The following is a 17362-nucleotide window of genomic DNA, read 5'->3' on the forward strand; positions in this document are numbered from 1 at the left end:
AAAAAACAAATGCCGAACGTGGTCAACGTCCGGCATTGCCTTGCGCGATCCCAACGCATCAGGATAAAAAATTCGCGCTACTACAAGTTAAAAAATTGGCACCCGGCACCGGCAAAAAATATTTACAACCAACAACCACTACGAATGGAGTAAATGAACCTGTCATGCCGGAGTGCCATATCTTCCGGGCGGTACTGAAAGTATATATATACTTCAGTCCGCGCTGCTTAATCTACATTGTCATGCAAAAACTTGTTGTTACCCAGAATGTTGTTGTCATCATTCAGGTTATATTTTGAAATGAAAGGCTCTGATGAGTGTGGCACATCCTGCATCTTTACTCCTCTGCGGAGGTATGCCGGCAGCGACCACTTCTCGTTGAACTCTTCTTTTGTCATTTCAGATTTACGGGCCTGCTTCAGTTTCTCATGGCGTTCTTTGGCTTGTTGCTGCAGGCGTTGTTTGGTTGTGCGCAGCTCCATCATGCCATCATCGTTAATCACCTGGTCGCCATATTGAACAGACGTTACATCAAAGTCGTCATCCCTGAACAAAGCATCATCACCATCTTCTTCTTCATGACGTGGTGGCTCTACTTTATTAAACGGACCGCTAAAAGTTACTTCGCGTTCCATGGGCTTCTCTTCGTTTCTGTCTTGTTTATCGGGCTTCGGTTCCAGCTTGGTTTTCAACTCAAAGTCTTTCTTTTCGTTTACTGAGTTATCAGCGCTGTTGAAAAGCCATCCTTGTGAACGATCGAGGTCGTGCACTTTTTTAGTATCTGCTGCAGGTTCTTTTTTAACAGTATGCTTTGATTCCGAGTTAAAACCGGTAGCAATTACCGTTACACGAATTCTGTCGCCCAGATCAGGATCAACACTGTGGCCGAAGATCATCTCCGCTTCTTCACCAGCCTGCTCCTGGATATAGTCGGTAATCTCCGACAGTTCATCCATCTGCAGCTCAGCTTCCGCACCGGAGATGATAGACAAGAGTATTTTCTTCGCACCCATGATGTCGCAGTCGTCAAGCAGCGGAGAGGCCAATGCACCTTCTGCAGCTTTCTTCGCACGATCTTCACCGCGTGTTTCAACAGAGCCCATTACTGCAGCACCGGCATTCAACATTACCGTGCGCACATCCTGGAAGTCTACGTTTACGTAACCCGCCTGTGTTATGATCTCCGCTATACCTTTGGCGGCCATCGTTAATATATTATCGGCCTGCGCCCATGCTTTCTGTATGGGCAGGCTTCCGAATATCTCGCGCAGCTTATCGTTCAGAATTACAATTACTGTATCGCAGTTCTGACGCAACGCTTCTATACCATACTCTGCCTGTGCCGCTTTTTTCTTTCCTTCAAAAGAAAAGGGAGCCGTAACAATTCCTACGGTAAGTATATCCATATCCTTGGCGATCTTCGCGATCACCGGGGCAGCACCGGTTCCGGTTCCACCACCCATACCGGCCGTTACAAAAACCATTTTTGTACCGTTCAGCATTTCGCGGATATGTTCTTTACTTTCCAGTGCGGCATTCTTACCAACTTCTGGGTTGGCTCCGCAGCCAAGTCCTTCCGTCAGATTGGTTCCGATCTGGAGTTTATTGGGTACCGGGCTCAGGTTGAGCGCCTGGCTATCAGTATTACATACCACAAACTCAACATCCTTGATGCCTTGCTTGTACATGTGGTTCACAGCATTGCTTCCGCCACCACCTACACCAATCACCTTGATGATGGACCGGTTCTGGCTGTGTTTCGGAACTTCAAATTTGTAAGATCCTGTTTCGAACATGATTATAAAACTTTAGTGGTTGTTGTCTCTCATTCAAATATAGATGCTGTCGGTATATTTACTTTACTTCCTGCTACAGTAACTATATTTCTTTAATACTCATTCTTTCCGTCCAGATCATCGATCAACAGACTCTTGGTTTTATTCAAGATGTCGTTGAAGAAACTCTTGGATGAAACTGGTTTCTTCGCTTTGGCAGCAGCGTTGGCATTTTTTACCGCCACTACTTCGCGGGCTTCCCTGTAACGATCTTCTCGTTCGTCCAGGGACCTGAATCCGGCGAGCACCAATCCTACAGCAGTTGCATACATAGGACTCTTTATCGCCTCGATCTTGCTCTTGCCCAGGTGTTCATTTGGATACCCGATGCGCGTATCCATACCTGTCATATACTCCACCAATTGCTTGAGGTTTGCAAGCTGCGAACCTCCACCCGTGATCACGATTCCACCAGCCAATCTATTCTCAAATCCTGAACTGATAATTTCTGCGTGGGCCATCTCGATGATTTCTTCCATACGTGCTTCAATGATGTTGGAAAGATTCTTCACCGAAATTTCTTTCGCGGCCCGGTTGCGTATACCGGGTATGGAAACGATCTCGTTCGGACTTGCTTCTTCTGCTATCGCTTTGCCGAAGCGTGTCTTCAATTGTTCCGCCTGCTGCGGAAGTACCATCAATCCCTGTTTGATATCGTTGGTGATAATATTACCGCCAAACGGAATCACTGCGGTGTGACGGATAATGTTATCATAAAATATAGCTATATCCGTTGTGCCACCACCAATGTCGATGAGGCATACACCGGCTTCTTTCTCTTCGTCATTCAATACCGCCAGGCTGGATGCCAGCGGTTCGAGAATGAGGTCGTCAATTTCCAACCCTGTACGGCGAACACATTTGTTGATGTTGTTGATCGCGTTGGTTTGCGCAGTAATGATGTGAAAGTCTGCTTCCAGGCGAACACCCGACATACCTACCGGCTCTTTTATACCATCTTCATAATCCACCATATAGTCTTGTGGCATTACGTGAATGATCTGGCTTCCGGGAGGAACCACCATGCGGTACATATCCTGTGTAAGACGCTCTACATCTGATACCGTGATCTCATCTTCTTTAGACGTACGGGTTATACCACCGTGCTGTATAAAGCTACGAATGTGCTGCCCCGCTATACCTACGTTTACAACGCCGATATCGATACCCGCCTGATCGCCCGCTTCCTTAATAGCCTTCTCTATAGCGTATACAGTTTTATCGATATTGAAAACGATTCCCTTCACCACACCTTCAGACTCAGCTTTACCCATACCGAGAACCTCCAGCTTGCCAAACTCATTCTTGCGGCCAACAATAGCACAGATTTTGGTTGTGCCGATGTCGAGTCCTACTACTATTTTTTCGTGTTCCATGGTTGTAAACTTTTTATAGTGGTTGTTTTTTTACTACCTCAAAATATCTTTATCAATCCCCGGCTCTCGCCTGCTATATATTTATTCTGCTACAATCTGCCCTTCATATTGCAGATTTACGCGTTTGTATTTATTCCATCCTATCCGCGGAAGAATCTCTTTATAAAAGATCTTCAGCTTTTTGAATTTCAGCTCCGGGTTATCCGGTTTTCCAAACTCGATGCGTTCATCGCCTACTTGCGAGAACATTGTTATGCCTGCCTTGCTGTCGATGTCCAGTTGTGCGATTTGTGCATTCCAAAATTCATCTTCGCGAATTGCCTTCAGCAGTTCCAGCAGCTGTTTACCTTCTTCGGTTTCATCTACGGTTTTCTGTTTCAATAACTGCCGCACATAACCACCGCTGATGAGTACTACACGCGCAGTATACTTTTCTGATACCGGCATCACATGCCCATCTTCTGCTATATATCCGTCAGGGCCATCGTTACGCACAATGCGCGCGATAGGCCTGCGGAGTTCAACATTCACTACTACGTTTCCTTTCAGATCGCTGTATACCTGTGCGTCTTTAATGAACGGTTCCGCCTTGATCCGTTTCTCTACATCTTTCAGGTTTACCGCTTCCAGCTCTGCACCGCGCAGGTTCTCCTGGTTCAACTGCATCAGCCCTCGTACATCCGCTTCGTCCAGGAAGTGGTTCTCATGAACGTTCTCGATCTTGATCGTAATGTCCTTTACTGCCACTTCGCCACGCCTGCGTTCTGTGAATGCTATAATTCCCAGAATGACCAGCACGGCCGCAATGATCTTTATTTCGCGCTTGAGCTTGAACTTAAGCTTCATACTTCTTCAGCACCAACTCCTTTATAGGTGTTATAAATGTATCGATGTCGCCTGCTCCTACCGTTACCACTACATCGAGGTCTGTCTTCTCCAGTTTCTCCATCAAATCATTTTTACTGCAGCGAACCTTCACCGGACTGGTTATATCCTTGAAGATCATATCCGAGTCAACACCGGGTATCGGCAGCTCGCGTGCAGGGTATATATCCATCAGGAACAGCTCATCAGCCAGGCTTAAACTTTTGGAAAAGCCTTCGGCGAAATCGCGTGTCCTGGAGTATAGATGCGGCTGAAACACAACGGTTAGTTTACGGTTCGGATACATCGACTTCATCGATCTCAAAAAAGCCTCGATCTCGGTCGGGTGGTGCGCATAATCATCTACATACACTGCCCTTTTACCCTTCACTATAAATTCAAACCGGCGCTTTACACCGGAGAAAGATTCCAACGCTTGCTTGATCGTTGGAATATCTACTCCGCATGCATGCGTTGCTATGGCAGCAGCAATAGCATTCTCGATATTATGAAATCCGGGGACACCGAGCCTGATCGACTCAACCTTGCCAAATCCATGGAGGTCGAACTCAAAAAATCCACTATGAGCGGTAATGTTGCCGGCAAAAAATTGTCCCCGGCTCATGCTGTATATATTTTTCGTAACGTGGGTTACATCGCCCGCGAGCAATTCTGCAATGGACTCATGAATAACCAATGTACCTCCGTTATTGATTTGCTTAATATAGTCTTTGAACGAAGTGATGAGGCTGCTGTGATCGCCATATATATCCAGGTGATCAGCATCGGCTGACGTTACCACCGCGACCTGCGGGAACAATCGCAGGAATGACCGATCGAACTCATCAGCTTCCACCACTACCAGTGTCTCGCTATTAATTTCACCCTGCATAACCAGGTTGGAATTATAGTTAGTGGTGATGCCGCCGAGGAAGCCCACCATATTGCGACCGGCTACTTTCAGTATATGCGCCACCATGGATGACGTTGTGGTCTTGCCGTGCGTGCCTGCTACGCCAATGGTTTTATAACCTTTGGTAATCAGCCCCAGTACTTCTGAGCGTTTCAGAATGGTATAGCCGTTATCCTTCAGGTAATTATGCTCCTGGTGATCTTTCGGTATAGCCGGGGTGAACACTACGAGTGTTTTCTCCTTCTGCTGCAATACTTCCGCTGGAATATGATCTACACCATCCTCGAAGTGAATCTTCATTCCTTCTTTTTCCAGTGCAGTGGTAAGCGGAGTAGCGGTGCGGTCATAGCCGGAAACCTTCAGTCCCTTTTTCATGAACCAGCGTGCCAGCGCACTCATACCGATTCCGCCTATGCCGAGAAAGTATATATTATCGTATTGTTCGATCTTCACTTACGTACTGCTATTAATTTCTCAATTTCATTTACGATGTCGTCTGCCGCGTTGGGCTTGGCCAGTTGTGCGATATTGGTGCGCAGTCTGGCGGCACGTCCTTCATCGAATAAAAGTTTCAAGGCTTCTCCTACCAGCTTTGCTCCTGCTTCCTTATCGGTAATCATAAGCGCAGCATCTTTTTCAACCAATGCCATCGCATTCTTGGTCTGGTGATCTTCTGCTACATTGGGAGACGGCACCAGTATACAGGCTTTCTTCGCGATGCATAATTCTGACACAGCCAATGCTCCCGAGCGCGATATCACCACATCGGCGGCTGCATATGCCAGGTCCATTTCCTTTACAAAATCCTGAACACGAATCTTACGCAGATCATATTTACCGAGCTGCGATTTATATACTTCAAAATATCCCTTTCCGGTTTGCCAGATCATTTGAATGTTAGCATCCACAATCTTATCCATGCCGGCCAGTATACTTTCGTTGATGGTGCGCGCACCGAGACTTCCGCCTATAATGAGTAACGTTTTTGTATTGCCATCGAACCCGAAATGTCCAAGCGCCTTCTCACGCTTCAATTCGGTAGTAAGTATATCTTTGCGAACGGGGTTGCCTGTAAAAACGATCTTCTCTTTTGGGAAATACTTTTCCATGCCCTCGTAGGCTACACATACTTTGCTCACCTTGCCTGCCACTTGTTTATTGGCGAGCCCTGCAAAAGAGTTTTGTTCCTGTATAACCGCCGGTATACCCAACCGCGTAGCCGCCATCATTACCGGGCTGCTCGCATAACCACCAGTACCAATCACAACGTGTGGTTTAAATTGTTTTACGATGCTGCGCGCACGCACCAGGCTCGTAATCACTTTTACAGGGAACATCAGGTTGGATAACGTCAGCTTGCGCTGCAAGCCGCTAATCCATAGCCCCACAATTTTATACCCTGCTTCCGGTACACGCGTCATCTCCATCTTTCCTTTTGCACCAACAAAAAGTATCTGTGCATCCGGATGACGCTCGCGAAATGTATTCGCAATGGCCACCGCCGGAAAGATGTGTCCACCGGTTCCTCCTCCGCTAATGATCAGTCTGTATGGTTCTCCTGTATTCAAGTAAATTTATACTATATCCTATACTTTATATTTTTACGCTGCTACTTTCGTTGCTACGTTCTTGGTTTCTTTTGGCTTTTCTTCGCTTACTTCACCACCGGTTTCTTTTTCCCAGTGCTGATCCTGCTCGCCACGGCTCACGCTCAAAACAATCCCTATGGAAAGCCCTGTAAACACCATGGATGTACCTCCCATGGAGATCAACGGCAATGGCTGTCCGGTAATCGGGCCGAGTCCTACTACAACGCCCATATTTACCATCGCCTGGCATACCAGGTCGAAACATAGCCCGGCCGAGAGAAGTCCTCCAAAGGCACGTTCACTGTTATACGATGCTTTCATACCACGATGCAACAACATCAGGTATAGCGCCAGCACCACAATGCCTCCGATCATGCCGTACTCTTCAATCACGATGGCATACACGAAATCGGAATAAGGGTGCGGCAGTATATTTCGCTCATCGCTGTTACCGGGACCTTTGCCTAATATACCGCCGGTTGCCACGGCAATACGCGCATGCTGTGCCTGGAAAGGAAGCTCAGTGCCTTTGATGAAGCTTTCAATACGATGCTTCGCTGTTTCTCCACGCACCCCAAACTTGATGGCCAGTGCACCGAACAACGCTCCTACGAAGATCAGCATCGCCAAATATTTCGTAGGCACGCGACCGATGAACATAATGAGCATACAGGTGATGAGCAACAACACCGCGGTAGACAAGTTGGTAAGGGCTATCAATCCGCAGATCACACCACACCAGAAAAGGATCGGTATAAGCGACTCTTTTATATCATCTATATTCTGCTGGCGCTTGGACAACATACTTGCGAGGTTTACAATCAGTGCAAGACTGGCAAAGTCTGACGGCTGAAAGGAACCTACAATCGGAATGGATATCCAGCGTGCTGCATCGTTCAGGGAAACACCATTGGTGAAGGTATATATCAATAACGGTATACTGATCCACAATGCCACTTTTGATATCTTCGAATAATAGCGATAGTCTACACGGTGTGCGAACCACATCGCGGCCAGACCTGCCAACACCGTAAATGTATGCTTGATCAGAATCCACTCGGGGCTGATAGCACGCTTATAGGCCAGCGTTCCGATAGAGCTATATACTACCAGTATGCTGATTGTTGACAGCGCAAACACTACTGCCCAGATAACTTTGTCACCTTGCAGATTACGGTCGGCCCACTCTTTTATCTTTACCATGCTATACTATGCCTCTGTTTCTTTCTTCAAATCAAGCACTGCTTTTCTAAACTGATCTCCGCGATCTTCATAATTGCGGAAGAGATCAAAACTTGCACAGGCGGGCGACAGTAACACTACATCTCCCTTTTGTGCCACCTGCAACGCCATGCGCACAAGCTCTGTTACGCTTTGCGTTTCTTTTATCACCGGCACTACATCACCAAACGCCTGCTTAAGCTTGTCATTCTCTTTGCCGAGGCAGATCAAGGCACGCGCTTTCTTGCGCACATCTTCCTTGATGATGGTATAGTCATTTCCTTTATCTACACCACCCGCGATCCACACAAGCGGTTTGTCAAAACTTCCCAGCGCATATACGACCGAATCTACGTTGGTAGCTTTTGAGTCGTTTACAAACTCAACACCATTGATCGTAGCCACGGGTTCCAAACGATGCGGTGCATTCTTGAACGTAAGCAATCCTTCGCGAATTGCCTCGACCTTTACACCCGCCAGATACGCCGCTGATACAGCCGCCATCGTATTGATCAGGTTATGCGGCCCTTTCAACGTTGTTTCCGATTGTGCGATGGCGAAACGTTCGCCAAGGTTAAAGCGCATCTTCTCACCATCGAAGTAAGCCTGTGTATTCGCATCACTTTTCAGCGATACCGGAAGCTGTGCCGGTATAATTTCTTTCTTCGCGATTTCGGCTGCTATTACCGGATCCTCTTTATAGTATATGAAATGCTGTTGGGCATTCATACGCTGTATCAACCGGAACTTCGAGTCTACATATTTCTGCATAGTATACTCGTAGCGATCGAGGTGATCAGGAGTAATGTTCAGCAGTATACCAATCTCCGGTTTGAACGTATCGGTTCCATCCAGTTGAAAACTACTTAACTCCAGCACATACCAGTCAAACTTTTTCTCAGCAACTTGTCTTGCCAGGCTGAACCCTACATTACCGCCGAGTGCTACGGAATGCCCTGCGTTCGCCAGCAAGTGATACGTAAGCAGTGTAGTAGTAGTCTTACCATTGGTACCGGTTATCGCAATGATCTTGCCACCATCTGTATAGCGTGATGCAAACTCGATCTCATCGATCACCGGTATACTGGCCGCTTTGATCTTTTTAATGATCGCAGCTTTATCCGGTATACCAGGACTTTTAATAACCAGATCTGCGTTCAGTATAGCTTCTTCTGTGTGCGTGTTGTCTTCATAGGCAATTCCACTGCGCTGAAGGTCAGCTTTATATTTATCCTTGATCGCACTCTGATCGGATACAAAAACGTCAAAACCTTTCGCCTTCGCGAGCAATGCTGCCCCCGTTCCGCTCTCACCGGCACCCAATATGACTACGCGCTTCATCATCTCAGTTTCAGCGTTGCTAAGGTTATTATGGCTAATAATATTCCGATAATCCAGAAGCGTGTTACAATTTTCGCTTCGGGTATATTTTTCTTCTGATAGTGGTGGTGCAGCGGAGACATCAGCAATATTCTGCGGCCTTCACCATATTTCTTCCTGGTATATTTAAAGTATGACACCTGCACGATCACCGACAGATTCTCTACGAGAAATATACCGCAGAGCACCGGAATCAATAGTTCTTTGCGAACTGCCAGCGCCAGTACAGCAATTACACCACCCAGCGTTAAACTTCCTGTATCGCCCATAAATACCTGTGCAGGGTATGCATTGTACCAAAGGAAACCGAGGCATGCCCCTACAAACGCTGTACAGAAAATTACCAGCTCTGCCAGGTTGGGTATATACATGATGTTGAGGTAGCTGCTGAAGTCGATACGACCGGAGAGGTATGCAAGTATCGCCAGTGTTAAACCTATAATGCCTGATATACCGGCAGCAAGTCCATCTATACCATCGGTGATGTTGGCACCGTTGGATACGGCTGTGATGATGATAATTACCACCAATACATAGATCACCCAGGTATATTCTTCCGGTACGAACGGCAGTATCTTGCCATAGTCAAGCTCATTGTTCTTGAGGAACGGTACCGTAGTTTTGGTTGACTTCACATCTTTATACTCCAGCTTGGAGTCAAGGTCTTGTTGAAACGCATCTACTTCAATGCTGGCCAGTGATGCAGGACTTACCTCGCGCACCACTACATATTGATTGAAATATAGTGTAAGCCCCACAATCAACCCGAGACCAATCTGCCCCACGATCTTGAAGCGGCCCGCCAACCCTTCCTTGTTCTTACGGAATACTTTAATATAGTCGTCCAGGAAACCGATAATGCCCAGCCAGCATGTGGTGATCACGAGCAGCACTACATATACATTGTCCAGCTTGGCAAACAACAAGGTTGGCACCAGTATAGCGGCTATAATGATAAGACCACCCATGGTAGGTGTACCTTTCTTCTGCATCTGTCCTTCCAGGCCGAGGTCGCGAATATCTTCGCCTACCTGTTTACGTCTCAGGTAATTGATCAGGTTCTTACCAAACGTAATCGTAATCAGGAGCGAAAGAAATGCCGCCATCCCTGCACGGAAGGATATATATTGAAACACGCCCGCCCCGGGTATGTCCAACGAATTAAGGTAATCGAATAAGTAATACAGCATCTCTACAAAAATTATATATACCGGTATTGCTGCCTGCGCAGATTTACCGTCTATTCTTCGCTACTAAATAATTTCAGCATCCGTTCTACCACTTCACGGTCATCAAAGGGATGCTTTACTCCTTTGATCTCCTGGTAATCTTCATGACCTTTTCCGGCCACGAGCACAATGTCATTTTCTTTGGCGATCATACAGGCGGTCTTGATCGCTTCTTCGCGATCGGCAATCACTAACGTCTTGCGGGCTTCGGTAGGGGTAACTCCGGTTTGCATCTCGCGGATAATCTCCATCGGGTCTTCATCACGCGGATTATCCGAAGTAAGCACAACCTTATCGCTCAGCTTGCAGGCTATCGATGCCATCAACGGTCGCTTGGTACGATCGCGGTTTCCTCCACAGCCCACTACAGTAATCACTTGCTCATTGCCGGTTCTGAACTGTGCTATAGTTTCCAATACATTTTTCAATGCATCCGGAGTATGTGCGTAGTCGACAATTGCCGTGATCTTCGATCCGGGCAACACCAGTTCAAATCGTCCCGGTGCACCATGCAGTGATGACAGTTGTGTGAGCACTTCATCGGCATCTTCACCGAGCAATACGGCTGCACCATATACACCGAGCAGATTGTATGCGTTGAAGTCACCGATCATTTTGAACCATACATTCTTTCCGCCCACTTCCAGCTCAAGACCTTCTATGGAGTTGGTGATGATCTTGCCTTTAAAGTCTACCATCTTCTTCAGACCGAAAGTATATTTCGTTGCTTTCGTATTCTGAAGCATTACCATGCCACGCTTGTCATCAGCATTTACCAAGGCAAAAGCATCGGATGGTAAATCATCAAAGAATTTCTTCTTGGCCTTGATATAGTTCTCAAACGTTTTATGATAGTCGAGGTGATCGTGTGTGATGTTGGTAAAGATTGCTCCCGCAAACTTAAGTCCTGCTATACGTTCCTGGTCTACTGCATGTGAGCTTACTTCCATAAACACATGCGAACAACCTTGTTCCACCATATTTTTCAGCAATTCATTAAGTTGAATCGGGTCTGGTGTAGTGTGTGTAGCATGAATCACTTTGTCTATGATCCGGTTCTCCACAGTCGAGATCAACCCTACGGCATATCCCAGTTTTGTAAAAAGCTGGTACAATAGAGTAGCCGTTGTAGTTTTGCCGTTGGTGCCGGTTACACCGGTGAGCTTCACTTTTGCCGAAGGGTTTTCGTAAAAGTTGGAAGCTATTATACCGAGCGCCTGTGCACTATCTTTCACAGTCACATACGTGACCGTTTCGGTAATCATTTCGGGAAGTTTTTCACACACAACCGCTGTGGCGCCTAATTCTATAGCTTTCGATATATAATCGTGCCCATCTGATAATGTACCTTTTACCGCTACAAACAAGAAGCCTGGCTTTGCTTTGCGCGAATCAAAGCATATACCATTCACGGCCTGGTTCATGTTGCCATAGCTGGACGTAAGGGAAACTTTATATACTATATCTTTTAGTTCGGTCACGATAAGGTTGTCTGTTCAGCTTAATTTTTTATCCACAATTTTTATTCACAATTCCACATTTCATCTGCGCTTAGCCCAGGCGTATGTATATACGATCGCCTTTGCCAACACGTGCACCGGGAGTAATAGACTGTTGTTCTACACGCCCTTTGCCTTCATAGTATACGTTCAAACCTGCTTTCTCCAGCAGGTAAATCGCATCGCGAAACGTCATTCCCTTTACATCGGGTACTACACCCTTGCCTTCTATAGCTTTCTTCCAGCTTACACCATCACCGGCTCTGGACGAGCGTACCCACTCTTCTTCTGTTGCAGAGTGATTGGATATACCCAGCTCATTGCACAGCATGGCAAGCTCTTCCTGTTTACCTGCACGGATCACCGGCAGCACATCGGTTTTCGCAAATTTCTTTACATCCATCGGCCGGTGCAGATTTATATCGCGGGCGTATATATTATCTGCGATCTCCTTAAACACCGGTGCTGCCACATTACTACCATACTGATACCATCCTCTTGGATTCTTGATCAGTACGATAGCACTATATTTCGGCTCATGTGCCGGGAAGTATCCAACAAAAGATGTTACATACTTCTTGGTATAGTGGCCATTCTCCAATATCTGCGCTGTTCCGGTTTTTCCGGCAATGCGATAGTGCGTTCCTTTTATATTCTTGGCAGTACCATTCTCTACTACACCTTCCAGCAACAGCTTGAGTTGATCCAGTGTCTCTCCGGAACATATTTTCCCGTTGATCACTTCTGTTTCGAAGAGCTCTTCTTCTTCATCGGCACGTCTGATGGATTTTACGAAGATGGGTTTGATCATCTCCCCGTCATTAGCCACTGCGTTGTAAAGTGCCAGTGTATGCAGGGGAGTAATTTCGAAACCATATCCATACGCCATCCACGGCAAACTGATACCGCTCCATCCTTTTTCACCCGGACGTTTGATCTTGGGTGTAGGCTCACCCACCAGCTGCACACCGAGTGGCTTCGATAGCTTCAACCGATCTATATAGTCTACAAACTTCTGCGGACGCAAGCCGAAGTGTTTATCAACCAGCTTCGCCATGGCTACGTTTGATGAGTGCTCAAACGCCTGCTGAATGGTTACGGTACCCAACCCGTGATCTTCGTGATCGCGAACCGTTTTGTTATAGAAAGTATATTCACCGTTGCCTACATCTATACTGTCAGACAGTTTGATATTGGTATCTTCCAGCAACGCAATCATGGTTACGAGTTTGAACGTTGACCCAGGCTCGAACAAACGTCCTGCAGCAAAGTTGAACTTCTCAAAAAAGTTACCATGTCCATCGGAGCTCAGGTTCGATATCGCTTTTACTTCACCGGTCTTTACTTCCATTACTGCCACCAGTCCATCGTCTGCATCGTGTTGCAACATGGCTTTGTGCAATGCAGTCTCTGCTACATCTTGCAGATTAATGTCGAGTGTAGTTTGCAGATCGAGTCCGTCAACCGCTTTTACGTTATTGGCATCGTATACAGGTTTCCATACACCACCGGCAAGCTTCTGGTAATATGCATAACCATCCTGCCCTCCGAGTTGCTTGTTGAAGCTATACTCTAATCCTGCACCAGTTTCATTTTCATTTACGAAGCCGATTGTTCTTCTGCTTAGATTAGAGAACGGACGATAGCGCACATCGATCTTTTCGAAAATAGCACCACCGCGCAATCTGCCTTCGCGGAAGATCGGCCACGACATCATGGTCTTCTTATCCTGGTAGTCGATCTGTTTACGACTCAGAATAATATACTTTTTGTTCGATTTGCGTGCATCTATCAATAACTGCCTATACTCTGATCGTGATTTATCTTTAAAGAAATTCGACAGGTGATATGCCAGTGAATCAACTCCCTTTTCAAACACTTCATCCTTCGGCAGCGATGCATCGAAAGCGATCTTGTAGAATGGCAATGAAGTTGCCAGCAGACTGCCGTTGTCAGAGTATATATTTCCGCGCGTAGCCTTTACCCGTTTATAGTCGAATGAAATGCGTTCGCCCATCTTGGCCCACTTCTCCCCTTCCACAAACTGAATATGGCCTGTCTTTACCACCACTGCGATGGCAAACAGAACCACAAACAGAAATGCGATGCGTACTCTTAATAATATGGACTTCTTAATATTCACCTTTCTCTACTACTATTTTATATGGAGGTGTCAGGCTTTCCTTTAATCCAAAATCTTTTACTTTTCGTGCCACTTCCGATTGCTTGCTGGCAAACATGAGGTCGGCTTTTAATGTTGTGTAGTCAGCGCGCATATCTTCTACCTCGGCCTGTATGGCGTTGATATCGCGCACCGTTTTCTCTGCATAGTGTGTGTTGCTGATATATAGTATAGCCAGCACCAGCACAAAAGTTATCTTCGGCAGATATTGTACCGGAAAACCTTCCTCAAAATAGTATTCCAGCTTGAGGCGCTTCTCAATGCCCGAGAACACACTCGAACCACCTGACGGTGCCGCACGCTCTGTTGTAGTATTCGAAGCGTTCTCTGCTTTGCTGGGTCTTATTTTGAATTTGTTTTCCATCCGTTCTCCGTTAATCGTTATCTGTTAATCGTTATCTGTTAATCGTTTTTCTTTATCCGTTTGGCTGTCACGAATAACGTGTAACAATTAACGCTTAACCCTTCTCCGGCAATCGCTCGGCTACTCGTAGCTTCGCACTCCGCGCCCTGCTGTTTTCTTTGATCTCTTCTTCTGATGCTTCGATCGGTTTGCGATTTACAGCTTCAAAAGGTTTGATCTCGTTGCCAAAAAAGTCTTTGTCTACTTCACCAAACACTTTTCCCTTGTTGATGTAGTTCTTTACCATTCTGTCTTCCAGCGAATGATACGACATCACGACCAGGCGTCCTCCTTCTTCCATTACTTCGCCACACTGGTGCAAAAAATTTTCGAGCGCTTTCATCTCTGCATTCACTTCGATGCGTAATGCCTGAAACACCTGGGCGAAATATTTATTCTCTTTTCCGCGCGGAGCAACACTTTGCAATGCTGACTTTAAATCTTCCGTACGCGCAAAAGGTCTGTTAACGCGCATTTGTGTAATGAGTCGTGCTACGGTTTTTGCATTCTTCAATTCTCCATACATGCCGAAGAGTTTGTGAAGCTCTTCTTCTGCATATTCGTTTAGCACTCCTGCGGCCGTGAGCGATATACTCTGGTCCATCCGCATATCGAGTGGTCCGTCAAAGCGGGTTGAGAAACCTCGCTCCGGAGAATCAATCTGATGAGAAGATATACCCAGGTCTGCCAGTATACCGTTCACCTTCGTAACACCCTGCAACTTCAAATACTTTTTCATGTACATGAAGTTGGCCTGACAAAATGTAAAAGAACGACTCGTTATCTTTTCAGCCTGCTGCCTCGCGTCATCATCCTGATCAAACGCGATCAGCCTGCCACCTTTTATATACTTCAATATCTCCGCACTATGTCCTCCCCCCCCGAACGTCACATCTACATAGATGCCATCGGGCTGAATTTGTAAAGCATCGATACACTCTTTCAGCATTACCGGCCTGTGATAGCTACTGGCTGCTGGCTGCTGGCCACTGGACTCAGTCATCTGAACTTATTTTGTTAATAAAGCCATTGATCATGCGCTGCTCGCGCAGCAGAATCACCATTACTTTTTGAATGACTTCATTTTCAATCAGCTTCAATCTTTCAATGACCAGAAGAACTGTTTCCAGTTCAAAAGCAGAAGCAAGCGAAGTTTCCAAATAGTATTTATACTCCTTTTTGCTTGCCTTGGCACTGCCTTCTGCAATGTTCAAAACAATGGATACCGATGCGCGCGTTGATTGACTTCTCAATCCATACTTTTCTTCATTTGGAAGCAACGCTGCTATTCTATATGTTTCTTCTACCAGCTCCATTCCGAGCTGCCAGATCAATAGCTTCTTGAAATCTCTCATATACTCCACAACCGGCCGGCAGCCTGAAGCCAGCAGCCCTTTACATTAATAGCACAACTTTAACGTGATTGATGCTTGCAGTAAGTACTACAAGCTATCCCTCACCGAGATATTTCTGCGCCAGCTCAGACAATTCACTTGGGTCTTGGATCAGGTGCTTCTCGTAGAGGGTTGGGTTCCAGACTTCCACTTTGTTGCCCATGCCGACCAGAATTACATCTTTGTCGATCTGGGCATGCGCCAGGTATTTCTTCGGGATCAGGATGCGGCCGTTGTTATCCATTTCGACCTCCGTGGTGCCCGCGAAAAAACTACGCTGTAGTGGTACAGCTTCTTTATTGAACTCATTCAACCCCGAAATTTTCGAGAAGACCTTGTTGAACTCCACCATCGGGTAGATTATAAGGCATGGGTCGAGCGACTTCCGGATCATTAGCACATTGCCTTCGTTTTCAGGCAATTGCGCTTTGATCCGTGCAGGCAGCACCAGGCGGCCCTTCGCATCTAGCTTGCTCTCATATTCACTGGTGAAGAAAGTCATAGACGTAGTGGTTGTCTTTTTCTCCTAAGCAAACATAGGTAATTTTAAACCACTTTCAACCACTTTCAACCACTTTTTTCCATTTTATGCGAAAAAAGCACATTTCAACCCTTCAAAAGTCGTTTTCCAACGATTATTCGCAGGTGGCAGAAAAAGTTAAAAAGCCCTTTTCGGCTTCATTTGAGCAGAATGGAGATAACCTGTGGTGTAAAGTGGGAGGATGTGGACGGGAATGAGACAGCCGCCGGCTACTAGCTGCCAGCCGCTTGAGGAGTGTGAGCTGGGAATGGGTGTGTTTTGACTTCGTCATCGTTGGTCGATGTTCGTTAGTCGATATTTTAAATAGCTGTGAGCTTGGGGATGGGCTGCTGGCCGCTGGTTGCTGGAAGGAGTGTGAGCGTGACCAGAGTCGTGTAAATCCGATGTCCAATAAAAAAAGAAAGCCACGTGAAATTTCTCACGTGGCTTTTACTAACCCTTACTACTTACTCCTCAAATCGACCCCACCCTGTAAACCTAAACACGGGTCGTATCTTTACCGCTTAATTCTGCGGATTGCTTTTCTCATATTGCATGCGTGCTACGCCTTTGGAAATAATCCATGCAGGATAGCCCGGCATCGTAATATAACCTGTTTGCCTGGGTGCGCGTTGTGCGTTTAAGCGCTGCACACCTTTCGATACATTCAGTGCAAGATCGCCTGTGCTGATCTTCGCTGGTATATATTTTACATTCCTGTATGGCAGGCGCTGAACATCTTTCGAGATTGTCCAGTATGGATAACTTTCACTTTTGGTTTTTACATCCTGGGCATTTACCAGGGTAACAACCGCGATTAATATGATTACAAGACCTAACCTTTTCATGGAGCAAATATGTTTTTGTTCTCTGATACAATTTTACGGTGTGGCCGGGCCTTGCGATATTAGGATTTACTTATAGCGGAATTAGATTTTTATTAAGGCATTAGAAAGG

The 17362-nt window shown here is 46.3% G+C and carries 15 protein-coding genes; all 15 read right to left on the reverse strand.

The annotated features are described in order from the left end of the window. Nucleotides 1-227 precede the first annotated feature (227 nt). Nucleotides 228-1796: a cell division protein FtsZ gene (gene ftsZ / locus V7Q33_RS12700; protein WP_333820070.1), complete on the reverse strand. Its 1569-nt coding sequence runs from the start codon at nucleotides 1794-1796 to the stop codon at nucleotides 228-230. A gap of 92 nt (nucleotides 1797-1888) precedes the next feature. Then, a complete protein-coding gene (gene ftsA / locus V7Q33_RS12705) occupies nucleotides 1889-3211 on the reverse strand; it encodes a cell division protein FtsA (protein WP_331979666.1) in 1323 nt (440 codons plus the stop codon). An 81-nt stretch (nucleotides 3212-3292) separates the two neighbouring features. After that, entirely contained in the window at nucleotides 3293-4057 is a 765-nt protein-coding gene (locus tag V7Q33_RS12710; protein ID WP_331979664.1) for a cell division protein FtsQ/DivIB, read from the reverse strand. Next, entirely contained in the window at nucleotides 4047-5441 is a 1395-nt protein-coding gene (gene murC, locus V7Q33_RS12715; protein ID WP_333820071.1) for a UDP-N-acetylmuramate--L-alanine ligase, read from the reverse strand. The genes V7Q33_RS12710 and murC overlap by 11 nt, the downstream gene beginning before the upstream one ends. Beyond that, the gene (murG, locus tag V7Q33_RS12720; protein WP_333820072.1) at nucleotides 5438-6556 is read right to left on the reverse strand and encodes an undecaprenyldiphospho-muramoylpentapeptide beta-N-acetylglucosaminyltransferase; all 1119 of its coding nucleotides are present in this window, start codon (nucleotides 6554-6556) and stop codon (nucleotides 5438-5440) included. Before murG ends, murC begins: the two co-directional genes overlap by 4 nt. Nucleotides 6557-6589: 33 nt before the next feature. Continuing rightward, nucleotides 6590-7780: an FtsW/RodA/SpoVE family cell cycle protein gene (locus V7Q33_RS12725; protein WP_331978366.1), complete on the reverse strand. Its 1191-nt coding sequence runs from the start codon at nucleotides 7778-7780 to the stop codon at nucleotides 6590-6592. Between the two features lie 6 nt (nucleotides 7781-7786). After that, entirely contained in the window at nucleotides 7787-9142 is a 1356-nt protein-coding gene (gene murD / locus V7Q33_RS12730; protein ID WP_333820073.1) for a UDP-N-acetylmuramoyl-L-alanine--D-glutamate ligase, read from the reverse strand. After that, complete coding sequence (gene mraY, locus V7Q33_RS12735; protein ID WP_331978370.1) at nucleotides 9139-10368, reverse strand: phospho-N-acetylmuramoyl-pentapeptide-transferase; 1230 nt, start codon at nucleotides 10366-10368, stop codon at nucleotides 9139-9141. The genes murD and mraY overlap by 4 nt, the downstream gene beginning before the upstream one ends. Before the next feature lie 50 nt (nucleotides 10369-10418). Further along, nucleotides 10419-11888 (reverse strand): UDP-N-acetylmuramoyl-L-alanyl-D-glutamate--2,6-diaminopimelate ligase, encoded by a 1470-nt coding sequence (locus tag V7Q33_RS12740; RefSeq protein ID WP_331978372.1) that lies wholly within the window; start codon nucleotides 11886-11888, stop codon nucleotides 10419-10421. Nucleotides 11889-11958: 70 nt separating this feature from the next. Further along, nucleotides 11959-14049: a penicillin-binding protein gene (locus V7Q33_RS12745; RefSeq protein WP_333820074.1), complete on the reverse strand. Its 2091-nt coding sequence runs from the start codon at nucleotides 14047-14049 to the stop codon at nucleotides 11959-11961. Next, the gene (locus V7Q33_RS12750) at nucleotides 14039-14452 is read right to left on the reverse strand and encodes an FtsL-like putative cell division protein (protein ID WP_331978376.1); all 414 of its coding nucleotides are present in this window, start codon (nucleotides 14450-14452) and stop codon (nucleotides 14039-14041) included. The genes V7Q33_RS12745 and V7Q33_RS12750 overlap by 11 nt, the downstream gene beginning before the upstream one ends. 94 nt (nucleotides 14453-14546) lie before the next feature. Next, a complete protein-coding gene (gene rsmH, locus V7Q33_RS12755) occupies nucleotides 14547-15494 on the reverse strand; it encodes a 16S rRNA (cytosine(1402)-N(4))-methyltransferase RsmH (RefSeq protein WP_331978378.1) in 948 nt (315 codons plus the stop codon). Next, nucleotides 15487-15846, reverse strand: a complete 360-nt coding sequence (locus V7Q33_RS12760) for a four helix bundle protein (RefSeq protein ID WP_331978380.1) — start codon at nucleotides 15844-15846, stop codon at nucleotides 15487-15489. The genes rsmH and V7Q33_RS12760 overlap by 8 nt, the downstream gene beginning before the upstream one ends. Nucleotides 15847-15940: 94 nt before the next feature. Continuing rightward, the gene (gene mraZ, locus V7Q33_RS12765; protein ID WP_331978382.1) at nucleotides 15941-16387 is read right to left on the reverse strand and encodes a division/cell wall cluster transcriptional repressor MraZ; all 447 of its coding nucleotides are present in this window, start codon (nucleotides 16385-16387) and stop codon (nucleotides 15941-15943) included. 542 nt (nucleotides 16388-16929) lie between these two features. Then, a complete protein-coding gene (locus tag V7Q33_RS12770) occupies nucleotides 16930-17253 on the reverse strand; it encodes a hypothetical protein (RefSeq protein WP_331978384.1) in 324 nt (107 codons plus the stop codon). Between the last annotated feature and the right edge of the window lie 109 nt (nucleotides 17254-17362).

The sequence above is a fragment of the Ohtaekwangia sp. genome, assembly GCF_036786105.1.
Classification (GTDB): domain Bacteria; phylum Bacteroidota; class Bacteroidia; order Cytophagales; family Cyclobacteriaceae; genus Ohtaekwangia.